We start from the raw sequence: 16,286 nt of genomic DNA, 5'->3' as shown, positions 1-16,286 counted from the left end.
ATATTTTTATTTACATATTTTAATTTCATTAATCTGTACAAATACTCATAAATAATAATTATATTTCATAGCTGCCAAGCTCTGCCAAAGCATTTTTGTATTTATTAAACAATACCTCGTATTCTTCTCTTGGGATTTTCAGCACCCCAAATACTTCTTCTGTCTGCCACGGCTTCACTGTTTCTGTCCTGACATAAGGAAAGAACTTAAAATGTGTTGTAAAATGCTGGAATACTGTATCACTGTGAAGTCTTCTCTGGTCGTTATATTTTCTTTCACATATTTTCTTGTTAACCGATAGCTTGTTAAGTGCCGACTGGTCTGGCATAAACATCTGCTTTGAAGTACACATTTCACGGCATTTCTTTAAAAGTCCTGTCTTCTTTAACTGTACCATATTCATAAGAAGCACTCCCGAGTTAAGATAATCTCTTTTAAAAATGTTCTTTCTAAAAAACCAGCTTCCGTAATAATCAAGAACTCCAGCTATCTCTACATTTTCCATATTCTGATAATAAAATTCTGTAAAATCTTTTCTGCATATTATATCAGTATCAAGATACAACAGCCTGTCTGGAAGCTCTGCTATCTCATCTGCAAATAATCTTAACATACAGCATGGCGTAAATCTTGTCGACATATTGGCAAGAGGCACTTCTTTATTGAATAAACCGGACGTATCAATAAATTTAATACGAAGCCTGTTATCATATTTCTTCGATAATTCTGTATTACAATAGTCAGAAAGTCTGCCATCTATCGGCTCATAATGCTTATCATTAACAGACATATTAAGCGTTAATACATATACATCAAGGTCTTCTTTGGTGTGTTCCAATAATGATATAACCGCTATAAGAAGCCCATTCTGTATATTCTTATCTCCACAAAACAATATATTCATATCTGTAATCCTGCAATGCTATTACATAACATTCTTTCTTTCATATCTTATATATTCATAATCGCTAAGATGACTTCGCGACTTCATAACTTCATATACCCTATCGTGAAGCATCTTCTGGTTATCCTTTATTCCTGCACCTGTGTCTGGATAAAACGGTCCATCAATATACACATTGACCTTTGGTCTTTTTATAATGTTCTTAAGAAAATGTCTATGCGTATATGTTGTCGTCATCACATACACCGGTTTATTAAGCTCCGCTGGAAAACGGAATGACGTCTTCTCAAATGGTCTTATCTGTGTATAATACGGCCAGACGTGTGCCTCAGGATATATAATAACAGGATGACCCTGCTCAATGTGCTTCTTATACGCTTCTGTAAACTTCTTATACTGGCTTATGGAATCCGGAACAGGAAGTGCACCAAGCTCTGGAAGTATCTTACCTATAACGGGTATTCCATAATTGGCCTGGCTTACTATTACATATACTCTCTTTCCTACACACGCAAGTGCTGGTATTACAACATCTCCTACAGGCTGTGTGTGATTGGCATATACAAAATAGCCATCTTTCTTACACTTCTTTAAAAGCTTTCTATTCTTGTAGCTTATATTAAAAAATAACTTACAGCATATGTAACCTATAACTATTGCCAATACATATATAACCATTGAAGCCATTTTAAATAATAAGCTGTTATTTATCCATTCGTAATTAGTCTTTAACTTAAAACTCTGATTGTGGCTTTTAACAACATCATCTGTGTATGAACTATAATATATAGTTCTGTCAGCCTTCATAATATTATCATCTCCAATCACTATCTGCTTTATAGAATAAGATATAAAGCAAAAAGCTACAATTTGTTGTATTGTACCCCTCTGCAACCTGTTTGTCAACAAAATGTAGAGTTAATACTCCAAAATGTAGCTTTAATATCTTTCAATATAGTTCTAATTATTATATTGCATTCTCTTATCACTATGTGATATAGCTTTCATTACTATATAATATGATTTTAATACTGTAATGCACTCATTATATTATATACAATTAAACAGCTATTCAATTACACATTTTCTTCAATCCATTCATATAAATCGCTGAATATATCCTCACGGTCTGTTTCACTGTGAAGTTCGTGTCTGTCATCTTCATAAAGATAAAGTTCAACATTATCCACATATTTAGTATACATTTTAAATGCCTTCTTTACACCCTTACCATAATCTCCTACCGGGTCTTCAAGTCCTGATGCAAATAATACAGGAAGCTTATCCGGTGTCTTTGCTATATTCTTCTTATCAATATCATATTTAATAACATTTAAAAATCCTATATACGCATTGGCTGTGAACTTATAAGAACACTTAGGGTCGCTTAGGTACTCATCAACTATCTTAGTATCCTTAGTAAGCCAGTCGTTAGCTGTCCTGTTGTCCTTAATTCTCTTATTATATGCACCGAACATAATCGTATTAAGGAGTTCACTTCTATATCTTTCTCCCCTTACAAGCTTCGCAATATGTGCAAGCTTAAGTCCGCTGTCAACAACTGCCTTAGGCTGGTTGCCTGTTCCTAAGAATATAACCCCGTCAAGCTCATCTCCATATATGCTGGCATATTTTCTTGACATATATGAACCCATACTATGACCGATAAGAACATATGGAAGGTCTGGATAATTCTTCTTCATTATAAGTGTAAGCCTGTGCATATCTTTAATTAAAAAGTCTGCACCATGATTACCCTTGGCAAAATATCCCAGATCTTCATCACTATTAACTGAATCTCCGTGTCCTAAATGATCATTACCTGCAACTACAAAGCCTTTGCCTGTAAAGTATTCTGCCATCTCTTCAAACCTTTCAATATGGTCTATCATTCCGTGTGCAATCTGTATTACACCTACAGGCTTCTTATACACGTCACTGTCCGGATACCATATAACCGCGTGGATATTACATATTCCGCTAGAAGACTTAAACTGTTTATCTTCTCGTTCCTTTGGCATATTTAAAACCTCCTTTTATCTGATATTTTTATTTAATATTGCAATTTCATATACTGACTTATACTATCAATATTATTATCTGCTATTAATAATTACCAAAGTGCTGCTCATAATGATTAATCCCTGTGGCTTCTGTCAACATATTCCCTCTTAGTAACAAGGCTCTTATATGCTGGACGGATAATCTTGTCAGTTGTAACAAGTTCTTCTATTCTGTGTGCACTCCAGCCAACAATTCTTGCTATTGCAAAAAGCGGTGTATAGAGTTCCTTTGGTATATCCAGCATATCGTATACAAATCCACTATAGAAATCAACATTAGGACTTACACCCTTGAATATCTTTCTCTCCTTGGCAATAAGCATTGGTGCAATCCTCTCTATATTATTGTACAATGCCATATCCTCAGCTCTTCCCTTTGCATTAGCAAGCTGCTCAACAAATCCCTTGAACACTCTTTCTCTTGGGTCTGATAATGAATATACTGCGTGACCCATACCATATATAAGACCTTTCTTATCAAATGCTTCTTTATTAAGAATTTTATCAAGATAATGCTCTATTTCCTCTTCATCGTGATAATCCTTAATATGTGCCCTTATATCTTCCATCATATTCATAACCATAAGATTAGCACCACCATGCTTTCTTCCCTTAAGTGATGACATAGCTGCTGCAATTGCTGAGTATGTATCTGAACCTGAGGAAGTAACAACTCTTGTTGTAAATGATGAATTATTACCACCACCATGTTCCATATGAAGAAGCAGTGCAATATCAAGTACATGTGTTTCCAGTGGTGTATATTTCATATCTGGTCTTAACATTCTTAAAAAATTCTCAGCAAGTGATAATTCCTTATCTGGTCTGTGGATATACATACTATCATCTCTCTCATAATGATTGTATGCGTGGTAACCATATACAGCAAGCATTGGAAATGTACTTATAAGCTGTATGCTCTGTCTTAATACATTTTCTATGCTAAGATCATCTTTCCTGTCATCGTAAGATGCAAGTGTAAGAATACTTCTTGTCATTGAGTTCATAATATCAGCTGAAGGTGCTTTCATAATTACATCTCTTGTAAAGTTAGTCGGAAGCTCCATACAGTTAGCAATTATATGTCTGAATTCTTCAAGCTGTGTGGCATCTGGCAGTTCACCAAATAATAAAAGATATGCACTTTCCTCAAATATAAATCTCTTATCGCCAGCACCTTTTACAAGTTTAGTTACATCATAACCCCTATATAAAAGTTCTCCATCACAAGGTACTTTCTCTCCGTCTATTACATCAAATGCCCTTACACTTGATATATTAGTAAGTCCTGTAAGAACTCCCTGTCCATTTTCATCTCTAAGACCCTTCTTAACTCCGTAATCTGTATATAAAGCCTTTGGAATGCTGTCATTATCAATGCACATATCAGCCTGTTTCTTTGAATAATCATTAATATTCTCCATAGTTTTGTTCCACCTTTCCATCATATGCCTTCCTTTCCTATCAAACTAACATAAACCTGTGCTACGTCCAGCACATATACAACTTTAGTTACTCAAGTTCACCATTAACATTGTCATTCATCTGTCTTATGACTCTTCTAAATACCTGCAACTCCTCTTCTGAAACCCCCTCCGTAAGTATCTGCCTGCACTGTTCATATGCAACATTAACTTTATCTATGACCTTATAAGAAGCCTCTGTCAGCGTAATTCTCATTACCCTGCGGTCATCTTCGTCTTCTTTCATATTAATAAGCCCCTTTTCTAATAAATGTTCCAACGACTTAGAAATATGCGACTTTGATAAATGTATTCTGTGTATAATCTCTTTAGCTGTGTCGATATTCTCTTTGGTGATGAATTCAAGAATATCCAGTTCAACTGGTCTTAATCCATATTCTTCCATAATAGGTTCAACCCTTTTAGCAAGAAGCTTTCTAAGCTGCAACCCTGATGTAATTAAATCATAGGCATCCATTGTTAACCTTCCTTAAAATATTATGCAGTATTTAGTTCGTTAGGAAACTATTTCAAGTATAAATGCTAAGCTTTAATCTGTCAATAAAATATATCAAAAGAAAATATAAATTTTAAAAATTTTAAAAAAATTTAATAGAAGTATGAACATCTTTTTATATTTGTATGTTATAATCTGTCATATTTTGTCGATATATAATATAAAAGTAACATTTTGAAATAAGGTCCAAGGAGGGATTATTGCAGTAAATGGAGTTATTAGCAATTCAAAAGTGTACCCTGTCCAGACCATCAGTAATCTTAAAGGTATAGGACGCGATAATACAAGTGCTGAACATAAAAGCGGTGAAAAGCCTCATAGCCAGACAATGAATATGAAGATTGCTTTTGAAGCTTACAACAATGCACCTGCTGACTGCTATACTGTTACTTACAATAATAAGAGCCAGTTACAGTCATTTTATTATTGTCCTCACCACGAGTATACTTACTGATAGCGGACATACAAGAAAAGAGGCTGTCACATCAGGCATAATCCATACAATATATCTGTTAGTCATTACTTACAGTTTATATATTATATGAACAATATCTGATATGACAGCCTCTTTCCTTTTTCTATTTGCTTTACTTTATTTTTATTGATTAAATTCATTTACTATTTAGTAACACAGCATTTTCTTAAGTTCTTCTCTTTCGTCTTCTTTTACTCTTATTATAATGGCTTTCCTGCCAGCACTTCCTTATAATCCTTATAATTATCCTCCAGCAGCTTAGGTGTATCAAGCCCATATGGACAATGAGCACTGCACGCTCCGCAATGTATGCAATCCTCTATCTTCTTCATCTTAGCCTGCACCTCCTTAGTAAGCTGAAGCTCTGATGGTGAACGTCTAAGAAGCAGTGACATTCTTGCACAATTGTTAATCTCTATATGTGCTGGACACGTTGGCATACAATATCCACATCCCCTGCAAAAGTTGCCAGCAAGCTCTTTCTTATCATTTTCAATTACCGCTTTAATCTCTTCATCAAGAACTGGAGGGTTATCTATGTAACTTATGAACTCATCTAATTCTGTTTCCCTCTGGACACCCCATATTGGAAGAACATTATCGTATTGTGCCTGATAAGCATATGCAACCTTGGAATTAGTTATCAGTCCTCCAGAAAGTGCTTTCATTGCTATAAATCCGATATTTTTCTCACGACAGACTTCAACAAGCTTATGCTCTTTTTCTGTTGCAAGATAGTTAAATGGAAACTGCAATGTTTCATAAAGTCCTGACTCAAGTGCCTCCATAGCAACATTAAGCCTGTGGTTAGTAATTCCTATATGTCTTATCTTTCCCTGTGCTTTTGCCTCAAGCATAGCTTCATAAAGTCCTGTTCCATCACCCGGCTTTGGACAGAATGATGGATTGTGGAACTGGTAAATATCAATATAATCTGTCTTTAAATTATTAAGGCTTGTTGCAAGGTCCTTCCAGAAATCCTCTGAATTCTGTGCCGCTGTCTTTGTTGCAATGTAAATATTATCTCTTACATCTGACAAAGCTTCACCAATCTTTTCTTCGCTGTCTGTATAAAATCTTGCTGTATCATAAAAATCTATCCCCGCCTCATATGCCTTTCTTAACAAATGGGCAGATGCCTCGCTGCTAATTCTCTGGATTGGCAGTGCGCCAAATCCATTTTTATTAACTGTTATTCCTGTACTTCCTAATGTAACCTTAACCATAATATTCCTCTTTTCTATGTATTATTTTATTATTCCTGCCCAGCCTTAACTAACAGATTGTCCTGTATAATTACTTTATCGCCGACATCTATACCCTTATCATAAAGATACATATCTGCCGCTTCTATATATAGAAGATTTCCCTTCTCATCTATAAGTGTAACCTTATCAATAACCTGCTGTCCATCCATAAGACCCTCACAGCCAAAATCCGGTTCTTCAATATCCTTAACTGTATATATCATCTGTATCCTTCCCTGCTATTTACACTTTTATATATTATATTTATTATGAATATTCAACCTTGAAAGTCTGTTAAAATCCTGCTAATATAATTTAATTATAAATCCAATAGTAGTATTATAGCAATATAAATAACACAATTAAAGACAAAGTATCAACAAAAGCTGTTAGAATTATCGGCAAGGCACCAGATAAGAAATACATATTTGTAACAGGTTTTATACCTAAAAATGCTTAATATCTTGAAATATATATGCTATACTCTATTCATAAATCAACGCGTATATTTAACACGTTTAGATATATCACGATTTAAGAAAGGAATTACATCTATGTTTAAAATTGATGAAAGACTCCCTAAAGAATCTGCTAAAGATTATGTTGTAAGACAACTTGTATATAACATTGTCCACATCAATCTTACACCGGGACAGCAGCTTGACTCTGACGAGATAAGCGAACTTCTTAATGTCAGCAAGAACCCTATACGTGAGGCAGAGCTTGAACTTTCACAGACACGTCTTATTGAAATCAAGCCTAAGATTGGTGCTTATGTATCATTGATTGATGCCAATATTGTCGAGGAAGTAAGGGAATTAAGAAGCGTGCTGGAAGCTGAGCTTGCAGCTCTTGCCTGTACTACTCTTAACAAAGAGCAGATTAATATGCTCTGGGAAAATGTCGCTTTATGGCAGATGTATATGAAACGTAATGACGAAGAAAAGATATTCCAGCTTGATAAAGAATTCCACAAATCATTATATAAAATGTGCAATAAGAATTACTGGTATGAATTAGTGAATAATATCTCACCACATTTTGACAGAACTACTATTCTTAGTTTCAGATGTATATCTGTTGGCCATATTTTATCAGACCATGAGGAACTTGTGGCTGCCATTGAGAACAGGGAGACTGATAAAGCCCGTGAAATATCTAAACGTCACTTAAACAGATATACTGAGAATATTAATTCTATAAAAGATAATTATGCTGAGTACTTTAAAGAATAATTAATGACTGCTACTTATCAGCGTAAAAATATATTTTAACCCTTAAGATTAGTGCCTGTGCACATATGACATAAAATTGTTATCACAAAAAACGTGCACAGCCACAAACTTTATATGTGCAAAAATATGCACAGAAATGGAGATTATTATGGCTCACTTAACTATTAATTACAAATCTTCTGCCCTCAATATGCCTATTATGCTTGATGTCCTTATACCTCAGGGAAGAGGGAATTATAAAGTCCTGTATCTTTTGCATGGTGCAGGCGGTGACCACTCAAGCTGGGTACTTAACACCCGTATTGCAGATTATGTAAATACTACTGATATTGCTGTAGTTATGCCATCTGGCAATAACCGTTTCTATATCAATAATATTCACGGCAAGGACTATTATACTTATGCTGTAAAGGAACTTATAACACAGTGTGAACAGTGGTTTAACATAAGCCGCGACCCTAAAGACCGCTATATTGCCGGTATGTCAATGGGCGGATATGGTGCATTTTATGCAGCACTTAATAATCCTTCTATGTATAACACCGCATTTTCATATTCAGGTCTTCTTAATATACTTGAACGCTACGATAATCCTCAGGGAATTGATATGTTCCCTGTATTCGGAAGCCGTGATGACCTTATCAATAACAAGCTGGATTTATACAGCCTTATTGACGCCTATGCTAAGGAGAACGAAAAGCTTAAGGCTTCTGACACTCAATATAACGATACCAAATTTGTAATAACCTGCGGATTGCAGGACCCAAGAATACATATGAGCTGTAAATTTAATAATGCTCTTTCAGCCGCCGGAATTAACACGTCTTATTACGAAACAGATGGTGGTCACAACTGGGAATACTGGGACAGATGTATTAAAAATACAATTGATTATATATACAATGCAAAAGGTGCAGAATGGAGGTCATTATGTCGGTAATTAATATTAACTTATTCTCTATGATGTTAAGGAGAACTATTGATGTAACTGTCGTTCTTCCTGATAAGATTAACGATGATGAAAAGCTTCCCTGCGTATGGCTTTACCACGGCGGAAGTGGTGACCATACGGAATGGCTCTATCACACTTCTTTGGTGGATACTGTTAACGAACGCCATTTTGCGGCTGTTCTGCCAGAAGTATTTGAATCCTGCTTTGTCAATATGAATATAGGCGACAAGTACGAAAGCTTTGTTGCCAAAGAACTGCCATCTACTATACATAATATGTTTGCGTGTATCTCTGATGACAGAAAATATAATTATGTGTCTGGATTTTCCAACGGAGGCTATGGCTGTTTACATTCAGCCCTCAAATATCCTTCAACTTTCTCAAAGGTTGGTGCTTTTTCTGCTGGTGATAAAGCCGATTCTGTATTTGTTAATGATAACAGTACTAAAGCCAAAAACCGCATATTATTATTCGGTGACAAAGATATCCACAATACAGATTACTGCCTTACATATCTTGCGGATAAGCTTATAACTGATAATAAGAAGGCACTTGCCCCTGATATATATCACGCCTGTGGAAGTCTTGATCCCTGGCTTGACATGAACCATATTGTAAGAGATTATTTCCTTGAACATAATGATTTCTACAATTACACCTATGATGAACTTGAAGGACTTGGACACGAATGGAAATTCTGGGATATCGAATTACAGAAATTCCTTGATTACGCAGGACTTCCTGTAGTTAAATAAATATAATTATATTCATACAACACTGTATATATCCGGCAATAATTTGTAATACATTTATTATAATAATCGACAAGGCGTTTTATAGCTGTCACTTACACAGTACTATAAAACGCCTTTTATTCAACAGGGTTGTCGCAGCCCTATTTATATTAATTCAATACAATTCCCTTATTAAGTTACCCCAATATTATATTTCAAAATGCTTCTGAAGTTTTTCTGATACTTCTGAAATATTCTCAATATCACTAAGAATATTACCAATCGAATTATTCTGTGCAACAATAGTCTGTGATATATCTTCGATTGTTGCTGAATTCTCCTCTGATGTTGCAACCAAAGTCTGCATTTCTTCCTGTATAGTTCCAAAGCTCTGCTTTATATTATCAATAATGCTATACTCTTCTTTGACAATATCACTTGCCTGCTCTGTGGCATTATTAATATTCTTAAAGTATTCAAGAAGTCCATCAATAGTATCAACACTCTCCGCCGCCGCATTGGTACCTTGTGTAATCTCATCATCAACCTGTCTGGTAGTATCAGTAAGCCACTTTAGTATATTCTGTATATTTCCAGCGGACTTTGCACTCTCTTCTGATAATGCACGGATTTCATCCGCAACAACAGCAAAACCTTTTCCGTGTTCACCTGCTCTTGCCGCTTCAATAGACGCATTGAGTGATAACAGATTAGTCTGTGCCGCAATTGAATTAATCTCACCAAGAATGTCTGTAATCTTCTTCATCTGTGTAAGAAGCTCACTTGTAGTCTTATGTGCTGCTCCTACTGTACTCTTAACAGAAGCAATCGTACTCTTAGCTTCTTCAACAGCCTCATTACCTTTTTCTACAGCTTCTTTAACATTGTTAAAGCCATTATCAAGCTGTCCAGCCAGTTCATAATTATTTCCAACTTCCTCTGTTGCCGCATTAACCTTTTCCATAACATTTACTGTTGACTTTGCAGCTTCTTCAACTATCTGCTGCATCTGTCTTGCCGCCTGATTAACATTACTGCTTCCGTCTGCCAGTTCATTAACTGCGATCTTGCTTGTGTTAATCGTAGCACTAAGGTCATCTGCTATGTCATTAGCCAGCTTTGCATTCTGCTGTACAATATAAAGTGCTTCTTCCGTACTTTTTACAACTGAAGCACCTCTCTTAGTTGCAAAATAAAGTATCAACGCAGTTATTCCAAACAATAGAATTCTTGATACAACTCCTGCAACAGTATATTCAATACCTGCTATAGTCTGTGGACTAACAATACCGAATATAACCGAAATAATTGTAAATGGAACTGCAAACGAAATTATTACTTTCTCAATAAAATATGTTGCAGTCATTGCAAGTAATACGAAATTTGCTATGTAAGGTATAGAATTTCCTCCTGATACCCACGAATAGAACAAAGTTCCTATTGCTGGTGGCAGTGCTAATATTAATGCTTTTCTGGAATCTGATATTGGGAGGAAATACCCAATGGTTGAAATAATTCCTGACACAATAACTATCATACTTCCTTTAAGTGCCATTGCTGTCATCCCATATCCGAATACAGATACAAGACTTAATGCCACTACCGAACACCATATGATAATAAGATTCTGTTGGTGTAACTTTTTCATCATAAGATCATCTACCTTTCTTTATCTCTAGGTGCATATTTCACAATCAAAATATCAATACTTTAAATTGTATATAATAATCTTTTCTTTCAGCCTCAGGCATATCAAAAAGGGTTGAATCTCTTCCATCATCATCTATAGTGTTTAATTTCAATATATTTTTAGAGTATATTATCACACTATTTATATCTCCTGAACGGTTATCTACCTCAATTGGCGTATTCCCTTTGATACATACTACTTCTTGAATAATTTTATTATTTTTTCCAACAAACTGAACTTTCACGCCATTGTCATCCGACATTCTGTCAACTTCAACTTGTAATCTGATAATATCCTTATTCTGCGGAAAATATTCTATTATTGCTCTTGCACACGCATCGCGGTCAATAATCTCATATTTATCATCATAATCGGTGAATTTATCCCTGTCTGAATATGGTTTTGGATTATGTTCATAGTTAATATCACACCATAAAGGTTTCATTATTGAATATTTATTATCTTTTGTCAGCTTGCTTATCCATATATCTTCCTTATTACAGCTATAGGTTATCCACACATTTTTATCAAAATTTCCATTATATGAACATATTCCACGCATATATTGTGCACCAAGATTCTTAATATTACCCTGATATTTATAAGGAGGTATCTCTGGAATAAGTGCTTTCATATTATAATATTCCCTGCCGTCGTTACTTTCCATAACTGCTAAAGGCCATCTGTGAGAACCATCCGTTGTTGGATTATAACATATAATATAATTTCCATCAGGTGTCTTTTGTCCCCATACTTTAGCAGTATTAGTTATAAGAGAGGGTATTTTCTCATCTATAAGAACATTCCCCTCTTTATCAAACAGATACCCCTCACCTTTCTTGCAAAGCCCTACTATATTGCCATAGGCATCTTCATAAAGGGAAACAGCCCTGCCGTGTGTCTTATATGATTTATCATACATCTCCTCCTCATACCACTGCTCAAGTATAAGCTTCTTAGTAAGCAGCTCATCACAGGCTTTAACGAATTCTTTATCCGAAGAATGAACATAATATGGAATATCAAGCTGTTCATTACTGCCCTCTGGTGAATAAAATATTGTGTTGTCCCCATTAAATCCACCAGCCTCATTATATTTAATAATATACATATCTGACAATGTGTAATCTTTATACACTTCTCTTACAAGACGTGCTGCACCATAACCATTATTAGGGGCTCTGTGGCTGTCTGGTGAGAATCCATAAAATGTTGTTGCAATAAGCTTTCCATTGGAAGCCTTATAAAAACACATTCTAAAATGCACTATTGCCGGTGCTTTCTTAGGAAGAAGTTCTTTATCAGGTCCTGTATATCCATCTGTGTCCGCTAACATATATGGAAAAAGTACCTTTTCCTTATCCCATACACAGCCGTCTTTAGATGTTGTATACACGATTTCATCAGGTGCACCGTGCTCATCACGCTTACCGCTTATATATGAAAGCACAAGCCTGTTATTAAAAGCAGTAAGCATAGGTGCGTGGTTATATGTATAATCTCCATCCGTGCGGCAGCTCCTCCTTATCTGATATGTATACACACCTGCCTTATGTTCCAATCCGCCATCTTGTCGTGTCATATCAATCTCAGGCACATCATTACAATTAATTACATGTTTATCATCCATAGTCTTCTCCCTTTCTTAGCACATTTTATTACTTCCCTTAATGTTACCTCACCCATTAAAATACTCTTTTACAAGCTTAATTACAACGACTGACAACAAGAATACGGCAATAAGATTAAGTATAGTCATAAGTCCATTAAATGTCTCTGCTATGCTCCACATATGTCCAAGATTAATAGTCATTCCAACTATTGCAGCATATATATAAAGAAACATAAATGGGTTATATGCAGACTTAAGTCCACATATAACCCATTATATATAACCTTATTGCATAACAATATAATTCTTAATTATGTTATCTGGCATTTTGCTATTTATACTGCTATTTATGATAACTTTGTTCCACAGTTAGAGCAGAACTTAGCACCATTCGCAGGTGTCCCACAATTAGGACAGAACTTGTATGTACCCGCTGATTCTAAACTATTATTCATATCAACATTCTTCATCATCTGTTGTCCAATTGCCATACCCATCTGTACGCTCATCATATCACCAGCAATGTTATTGCCACCTTTGCCGATATTATCTGCCATAGCCACCTGGCTGTACTTTCCCATATCTGCTACCATAGACTGTGAAGCTGCCTTATTCTGCATCTTCTGTATCTCTTCTGGATAAGAGAAGCTTGCTATATTAAAATCTGTAATCTCAATTCCAAGCTTGCTCATCTGCATATCAAGGTCGTCTTTAATTCCTGATGAAATATCAAAAGCATTAGCCTGAAGGTTGAACATATCCTTGCCTTCCTTAGTTATCCACTTCATAAGAAGCTGGTCTAACACTGCTACAACTCTTTCCTTAACATCATTAACAACATACATCTGCTTAACGCCTGCAACTTTATCAATTAAGCATACATAATCAGTTACCTTAAATGCAAAATTGCCAAATGCTCTTATTGGCATACCTCCTGGAAGGTTAGCTGCTGGAATAGCTATAGGATTCTTAGTTCCCCAGTTGACATTAAATTCCTTAGTATTAACAAAGAGAACTTCCGCTCTCATACCACTGTTAAAACCGAATTTAAAGCCTTTAAGTGTTGAAAGAAATGGAATAATCTGTGATTCTATATCGAATTCACCTTCATCCTTAAATATTCCTTCTATCTTGCCATTGTAAAGAAATATTGCATCCTGTCCGGGACGGATTATAAGACGGCTACCTTTCTTAATCTCTTTATTAGTCCACTTCCAGAATATACAATCGTCCTTGTATTCTTCCCATTCTACAATATTAGATAACTGACTCTTAAATAAACCCATGGTGTCCTCCAATTATCAATTAATTCTATTCAATTCCCATCTGTGCCTTAAGTGCAGCAAGTTCATCATCAACTGCAGTATTAGCTGGCTCAGCATCATACTTAGCTGCAAGATTATCAATATTAGAATCCTCTGCTGATGCATTAAGTTCAGCCATAGCATTAGCTTCATCAAGCATCTTGTTAGCCTTAGCTTCCATCTTATTGAAAGCATCCATACTATTGCTTGCACCCACAACACTTGAACCAACCTTGTTAATTCTTTCCTGTGCCTTAGCTGCCTTTACTGTAGCCTTAATAGCAGTTCTTCTTGCTTCAAGTGAAGATATATCCTTAACAAGCTTATCGTGCATCTGACGCATCTTAGCTGCATTATCTGCTGCCACATTGTAAGCCTGTGTTAAAGCTGCCTGTGTTGTTGCAAGCTGCTGCTTCTTCTCAAGGAATGATCTGGCATCTGATTCATTACCAGCCTTTAATGCTTTCTCTGCATATGCCTGCATCTTGTTAATCTGCTCTGTGCACTCATCAAGTTCTCTCTTAGCTCTTGTCTCCTCTGCCATAACAGATGCTGTCTCAGCCTTAACCTTGCCAAGATCACTTTCAAGATTTCTCATATACTGGTCAATCATCTTCTCTGGATCTTCACACTTATCAAGAAGTGCATTAATATTAGCGCTCATAATGTCCTTAAATCTTGTTAAAATACCCATAAAATCCTCCCATATATCAAATCAATATTATATGATTCCTTATATTTAGAACCAATAAGGTAATTATACTATATAGATAATTAAAAGTCACGTTAATTTATCAATACTTGTCAGAAATCTTTATAAAATATTATCAATTTTTCGTTCTTTTCTTAACTTCCTTCTTGTCTTCTTTGACATTTCCCTTACCAGACGATAATACATTTGCCTTGTTAGTATAATCATCTATGAGGCTTTCTATTATATTTTTCTTCATATATACATCAAAGCTTAAAAGTCCCACAAGGCTGAATAACTGAAGAAAATCCTTATCCTCCTCATTTTCCACATCTAAGAATGCTTCCTTGGCAACCTGCGTTCTTTCAACAACATCTTTAGAAAGGCTTGCTATCTGTGCCTTTTCCATATTGTATATTTCACTATATATATATTCCAGATCCGGAAGTTCTTCTTTATTAAAGAATTTGTCTGTCAATGGATTTAAAAGCTTCTGAATATCGCTTATAGATAGAATATTCTTAAGATAATATATAAAAGTAAGAACATATATATGCTCTTTAGAATATTTTTTCTTTACCGGAGGTGGAAGCAGGTCATTCTTAGTATAATTGTTAATCATAGTCTTAGTAAGAATTTTATCATCCTCATACCTTTTGACATCTGATAAATGTTCGTCCATAAATGTTGTGACCTGATCCATATATAAATCTATATTAGGCACATCGCCCGGTTTAATATAATTAAGCTTCGCAAGTCTTTGTAATAAAGAATTAACGAATTCCTGATTATCTTTGTTCATAATACTCCACTCCTAACCAATAATAACTTAGACAGCCACATACTTCCTATGATATATCACAACCCGTCTGTAATTATCTAAATATAAAATATATCAAATACAAAATGATGTCTCTGTATACAAAAACATCACTTTACATTTTTAATACTTGTATCATATTATATAGTATTAAAAACCATATATCAAGAGGGAGATTATCCATCTTATAGTAATAACTCGTTCTTATAGTAATAACTTATTCCTGGAATCATAATTTATAATAATAATCTTATCAGCATCTTTACTGCTTATCTGATAATATACCAAGTCTTTCAAATACCCTGTCATATCCATCATTGCCATAATTAAGCGAACGGTTGACCCTGCTTATTGTAGCTGTTGAAGCACCTGTCTTTTCCGCTATCTCAAGATATGTCTTCTGTTCTCTTAACATTTTGGCTACCTCAAATCTCTGAGCTAAAGATAAAAGTTCATTAATTGTGCATACATCCTCAAAAAAATCATAGCACTCTTTAACATCATTAAGACTTAATATAGCCTCAAATAATTGCTCAACTTCTTTTGATTTTAACTTATCGTTCATATTAACCCTCAACT

At 35.0% G+C, this 16,286-nt stretch carries 16 protein-coding genes and 1 pseudogene; 3 read left to right on the top strand and 14 right to left on the bottom strand.

Annotated elements, in window-relative coordinates:
* Positions 1-58: 58 nt before the first annotated feature.
* The 7 genes from WMO42_RS07705 to WMO42_RS07675 all read right to left on the bottom strand — a co-directional run bounded on the left by WMO42_RS07705 (position 59) and on the right by WMO42_RS07675 (position 6,893).
* A complete protein-coding gene (locus tag WMO42_RS07705; protein WP_022502573.1) occupies positions 59-904 on the bottom strand; it encodes a glycosyltransferase in 846 nt (281 codons plus the stop codon).
* Positions 905-925: 21 nt separating this feature from the next.
* Positions 926-1,711, bottom strand: a complete 786-nt coding sequence (locus tag WMO42_RS07700; RefSeq protein ID WP_055174071.1) for a lysophospholipid acyltransferase family protein — start codon at positions 1,709-1,711, stop codon at positions 926-928.
* 269 nt (positions 1,712-1,980) lie between these two features.
* The gene (locus tag WMO42_RS07695) at positions 1,981-2,925 is read right to left on the bottom strand and encodes an alpha/beta hydrolase (protein WP_022502571.1); all 945 of its coding nucleotides are present in this window, start codon (positions 2,923-2,925) and stop codon (positions 1,981-1,983) included.
* 116 nt (positions 2,926-3,041) lie between these two features.
* On the bottom strand, positions 3,042-4,391 hold the full coding sequence (locus WMO42_RS07690) for a citrate/2-methylcitrate synthase (protein ID WP_022502570.1): 1,350 nt from the start codon (positions 4,389-4,391) through the stop codon (positions 3,042-3,044).
* A gap of 88 nt (positions 4,392-4,479) precedes the next feature.
* Positions 4,480-4,908, bottom strand: a complete 429-nt coding sequence (locus WMO42_RS07685; protein ID WP_022502569.1) for a winged helix DNA-binding protein — start codon at positions 4,906-4,908, stop codon at positions 4,480-4,482.
* 714 nt (positions 4,909-5,622) lie between these two features.
* Positions 5,623-6,648: an aldo/keto reductase gene (locus tag WMO42_RS07680; protein WP_022502568.1), complete on the bottom strand. Its 1,026-nt coding sequence runs from the start codon at positions 6,646-6,648 to the stop codon at positions 5,623-5,625.
* A 29-nt stretch (positions 6,649-6,677) separates the two neighbouring features.
* Positions 6,678-6,893 (bottom strand): hypothetical protein, encoded by a 216-nt coding sequence (locus WMO42_RS07675; protein ID WP_022502567.1) that lies wholly within the window; start codon positions 6,891-6,893, stop codon positions 6,678-6,680.
* A 330-nt stretch (positions 6,894-7,223) separates the two neighbouring features.
* Between WMO42_RS07675 and WMO42_RS07670 the strand changes: the two genes are divergently transcribed.
* The 3 genes from WMO42_RS07670 to WMO42_RS07660 all read left to right on the top strand — a co-directional run bounded on the left by WMO42_RS07670 (position 7,224) and on the right by WMO42_RS07660 (position 9,611).
* The gene (locus tag WMO42_RS07670; protein ID WP_022502566.1) at positions 7,224-7,904 is read left to right on the top strand and encodes a GntR family transcriptional regulator; all 681 of its coding nucleotides are present in this window, start codon (positions 7,224-7,226) and stop codon (positions 7,902-7,904) included.
* A 148-nt stretch (positions 7,905-8,052) separates the two neighbouring features.
* The gene (locus WMO42_RS07665; RefSeq protein ID WP_349191952.1) at positions 8,053-8,844 is read left to right on the top strand and encodes an alpha/beta hydrolase family protein; all 792 of its coding nucleotides are present in this window, start codon (positions 8,053-8,055) and stop codon (positions 8,842-8,844) included.
* On the top strand, positions 8,835-9,611 hold the full coding sequence (locus tag WMO42_RS07660) for an alpha/beta hydrolase-fold protein (RefSeq protein WP_349191951.1): 777 nt from the start codon (positions 8,835-8,837) through the stop codon (positions 9,609-9,611). Before WMO42_RS07665 ends, WMO42_RS07660 begins: the two co-directional genes overlap by 10 nt.
* Positions 9,612-9,798: 187 nt before the next feature.
* Here the strand turns inward: WMO42_RS07660 and WMO42_RS07655 are convergent, their stop codons facing one another.
* The 7 genes and pseudogenes from WMO42_RS07655 to WMO42_RS07625 all read right to left on the bottom strand — a co-directional run bounded on the left by WMO42_RS07655 (position 9,799) and on the right by WMO42_RS07625 (position 16,272).
* On the bottom strand, positions 9,799-11,241 hold the full coding sequence (locus WMO42_RS07655) for a methyl-accepting chemotaxis protein (RefSeq protein WP_090140996.1): 1,443 nt from the start codon (positions 11,239-11,241) through the stop codon (positions 9,799-9,801).
* A gap of 43 nt (positions 11,242-11,284) precedes the next feature.
* On the bottom strand, positions 11,285-12,910 hold the full coding sequence (locus WMO42_RS07650; protein WP_349153314.1) for a hypothetical protein: 1,626 nt from the start codon (positions 12,908-12,910) through the stop codon (positions 11,285-11,287).
* Between the two features lie 48 nt (positions 12,911-12,958).
* Positions 12,959-13,132, bottom strand: a pseudogene (locus tag WMO42_RS07645) (alanine:cation symporter family protein); the annotation flags it as partial.
* Between the two features lie 107 nt (positions 13,133-13,239).
* Positions 13,240-14,178, bottom strand: a complete 939-nt coding sequence (locus WMO42_RS07640; protein WP_349191949.1) for an SPFH domain-containing protein — start codon at positions 14,176-14,178, stop codon at positions 13,240-13,242.
* 25 nt (positions 14,179-14,203) lie between these two features.
* Entirely contained in the window at positions 14,204-14,890 is a 687-nt protein-coding gene (locus WMO42_RS07635) for a PspA/IM30 family protein (RefSeq protein ID WP_022502559.1), read from the bottom strand.
* Between the two features lie 133 nt (positions 14,891-15,023).
* Positions 15,024-15,689, bottom strand: a complete 666-nt coding sequence (locus WMO42_RS07630) for a DUF1836 domain-containing protein (protein WP_055174065.1) — start codon at positions 15,687-15,689, stop codon at positions 15,024-15,026.
* Between the two features lie 280 nt (positions 15,690-15,969).
* Positions 15,970-16,272, bottom strand: coding sequence for a YerC/YecD family TrpR-related protein (locus WMO42_RS07625; protein ID WP_022502557.1), 303 nt, complete (start codon positions 16,270-16,272; stop codon positions 15,970-15,972).
* Positions 16,273-16,286 lie beyond the last annotated feature (14 nt).

Origin of the sequence: Lachnospira sp. CLA-JM-H23 (genome assembly GCF_040096425.1) — a bacterium.
Classification (GTDB): Bacteria; Bacillota; Clostridia; order Lachnospirales; family Lachnospiraceae; genus Lachnospira; species Lachnospira rogosae.
Note: the sequence above shows the minus strand (reverse complement) of the source record. Positions and strands in the feature narration are given on the sequence as shown.